We start from the raw sequence: 2,192 nt of genomic DNA, 5'->3' as shown, positions 1-2,192 counted from the left end.
CAGCGGTCGTCAGGCCCTCGCGCTCGCCGGCGTCGATCTGGGCCTGGCGCACCCAGTGGCGCAGGGACTCCGTGGAGACCCCGAGGTCGGCGGCGATCGCCTTCTGCGTCTTGCCGGAGGTCCGCACGAGCCGAACGGCCTCGGCGCGAAACTCCGGCGGGTAGGGCGGTCGGGTTGGTGGCACGGGACACCCTCCTTGTTGGGGCTCCGCCCCAGGTGTGCAGGTGTCCACGGAATCGGGTCAACCCCAGGTCTACCGGGGAACACGGCCGACCCCAAGACCGTAGGCGACCCGGTCCGCAAGCTGCGGGAGCGCTTTGGGTTACGCTACGTGGTCCTGGTGGGCGACCGAGGGATGCTGACCCAGGCCCGCATCGAGGCGTTGAAGGGGATCGAGGGGATGGCCTGGATCAGCGCGTTGCGAGCGCCTGCGCTTCGGCAGCTCATGGACCAGGGGCTCATTCAGCCCTCGCTGTTCGACCAGCAGGACCTGGCCGAGATCACCTCCCCGGACTACCCCGGCGAGCGGCTGGTGGTCTGCCGCAACCCTATTTGCCTGAGGAGCGGCGTCGCAAGCGGGAGGAGCTGCTTTCGGCCATGGAGGCGGATCTCGCCCGGTTGGCCCGGCGGGTGGCCGCCGGCCGGCTGAAGCGCCGGGAGAAGATCGGGGGGGCGCTGGGCCGGATCCTGGAAAAGCACAAGATGGCCAAGCACTTCCGCTGGGAGGTCGGGGAGGGGCGCCTCACCTACCGGCGGGATCGGACGTGTCCATCGAGAAGGAGGCGGCCCTGGACGGCTTTTACGTCATCCGCACCTCCGTGCCCGCCGAGGCGCTCTCGGCGCAAGACGTGGTGCTCGGCTACAAGAGCCTCAGCCACGTGGAGCGCCTGATCCGCACCATCAAGACCGTCATGGCCCGGGTGCGGCCCATTCATCACTGCACCGAAGAGCGGGTCCGCGCCCACATCTTCCTGTGCGTGCTGGCCAGCTACGTGGAGTGGCGCCTGCGGGAGGCATGGATACCGTTTTTGTTCGACGACGAGCAGCCGGGCGCCCACGAGAACGGCTCCCCCGTCCGGCCCGCCCTGCGCTCCGAAGGCGCGCTGGCCAAGGCCCAGACCCGTCGCACGCAGGAGGGATGGGAGGTGCACAGTTTCCCCACGCTCCTCGACAACCTGGCCACGGTGGCCCGGAACCCGGTCCGCACCCCTGCCCTCCCCGAGGTCGAGCCTTTCGAGAAAGTAACCACCCCGAACCCCTTCCAACGGGAGGTCTTCGCCCGAGTGGGTCTCCACTCGCTAGTTCCGGCAGGTAGACAGAAAGTCTCGGCCTGAAATGGCCACGATCGGTTGCCCAGCTCGGCCAGGACGGGCGCCCGCTTCTTTTGGTCCCGCTCGGGCTCCTCAGGGTTGCGGACGATGACGAAGCGCCGGCGGGCCGTACTGTTGCCCCCTACCCCGACCGCCTTGATCTACAGCCTGTCGGGGAGCTTGCAGTACTTGCCGCCCCGCCGCAGCGCCTCGGCCGGCACCCCCTGAGCGCCGAGCCGGAGCTTCTCCCCGATGATGGTGTGGTCGCCGGCTCCCTGCAGAACGCGGCGGTTCTCCGGCGAGTGGAAGCCGGCGTCGAGCACGATCACCATCCGGTTGAGCTTCCAGCCGTTGAGGTCCCGCTTCACCTCGGCCACGACGTTGGAGTCGGCGCTGTTGCCGGGCCAGACCCAACCGCACACTGGGACGCCGTCCCGGGTGGCTGCAAGCCCGATGACCACCTGAGCGAGATCGGGCCGCTCGTCCGAGCTTGGACCCCATCGGCGCAGGCCCTCCGTATCCTCGCTTTCGATCTCAAAGGAGGCGGTGGTCGTGTCGAAGGAAATTACGTCCACGTCCAGGTTGAAAAGGTGGGCGATGGTCCAAAATCCTGCGCGGCCTCCAAGAGGAAGTCCATGGCCGGGTAGAGCTGGTGCACTTCGACCTCGGCAAGCTGGTCGACATAGACCTCGTCGGCGACCCACTTCTCGATGGCCAGCTTGCTGGACGGCGAAAGCACGCACTTCGCCACCATCGCGAAGGTCAGCCGGTCGACCGGCGTCGGGTAGTGCCGCCGCTTGAGCAACCGCTCCAGCGTCTTCTGGCTGCCGAGCTGCCTCCACAGGCCATCGAGCAGCCACGCCCCTCCCAGCTTCCGCGAGC

The 2,192-nt window shown here is 68.2% G+C and carries 4 protein-coding genes and 1 pseudogene; 2 read left to right on the top strand and 3 right to left on the bottom strand.

Going from position 1 to position 2,192, the window contains the following annotated elements:
- A pseudogene (locus AB1609_21970) lies at positions 1 to 103 on the bottom strand (hypothetical protein).
- A gap of 93 nt (positions 104 to 196) precedes the next feature.
- Here AB1609_21970 and AB1609_21965 point away from each other — a divergent pair.
- Positions 197 to 649, top strand: coding sequence for a hypothetical protein (locus tag AB1609_21965; GenBank protein MEW6049102.1), 453 nt, complete (start codon positions 197 to 199; stop codon positions 647 to 649).
- A 115-nt stretch (positions 650 to 764) separates the two neighbouring features.
- The gene (locus AB1609_21960; protein MEW6049101.1) at positions 765 to 1,334 is read left to right on the top strand and encodes a hypothetical protein; all 570 of its coding nucleotides are present in this window, start codon (positions 765 to 767) and stop codon (positions 1,332 to 1,334) included.
- Between the two features lie 137 nt (positions 1,335 to 1,471).
- On the opposite strand, the gene AB1609_21955 is transcribed toward AB1609_21960, so the two are convergent.
- The gene (locus tag AB1609_21955) at positions 1,472 to 1,885 is read right to left on the bottom strand and encodes a hypothetical protein (protein MEW6049100.1); all 414 of its coding nucleotides are present in this window, start codon (positions 1,883 to 1,885) and stop codon (positions 1,472 to 1,474) included.
- A partial coding sequence (locus AB1609_21950; GenBank protein ID MEW6049099.1) for a hypothetical protein occupies positions 1,876 to 2,192 on the bottom strand: 317 nt, incomplete at its 5' end. The genes AB1609_21955 and AB1609_21950, both read right to left, overlap by 10 nt.

This window comes from Bacillota bacterium (genome assembly GCA_040754675.1).
Taxonomy (GTDB): Bacteria; Bacillota; Limnochordia; order Limnochordales; family Geochordaceae; genus Geochorda.
This window is presented reverse-complemented; position numbering and strand designations above follow the sequence as displayed.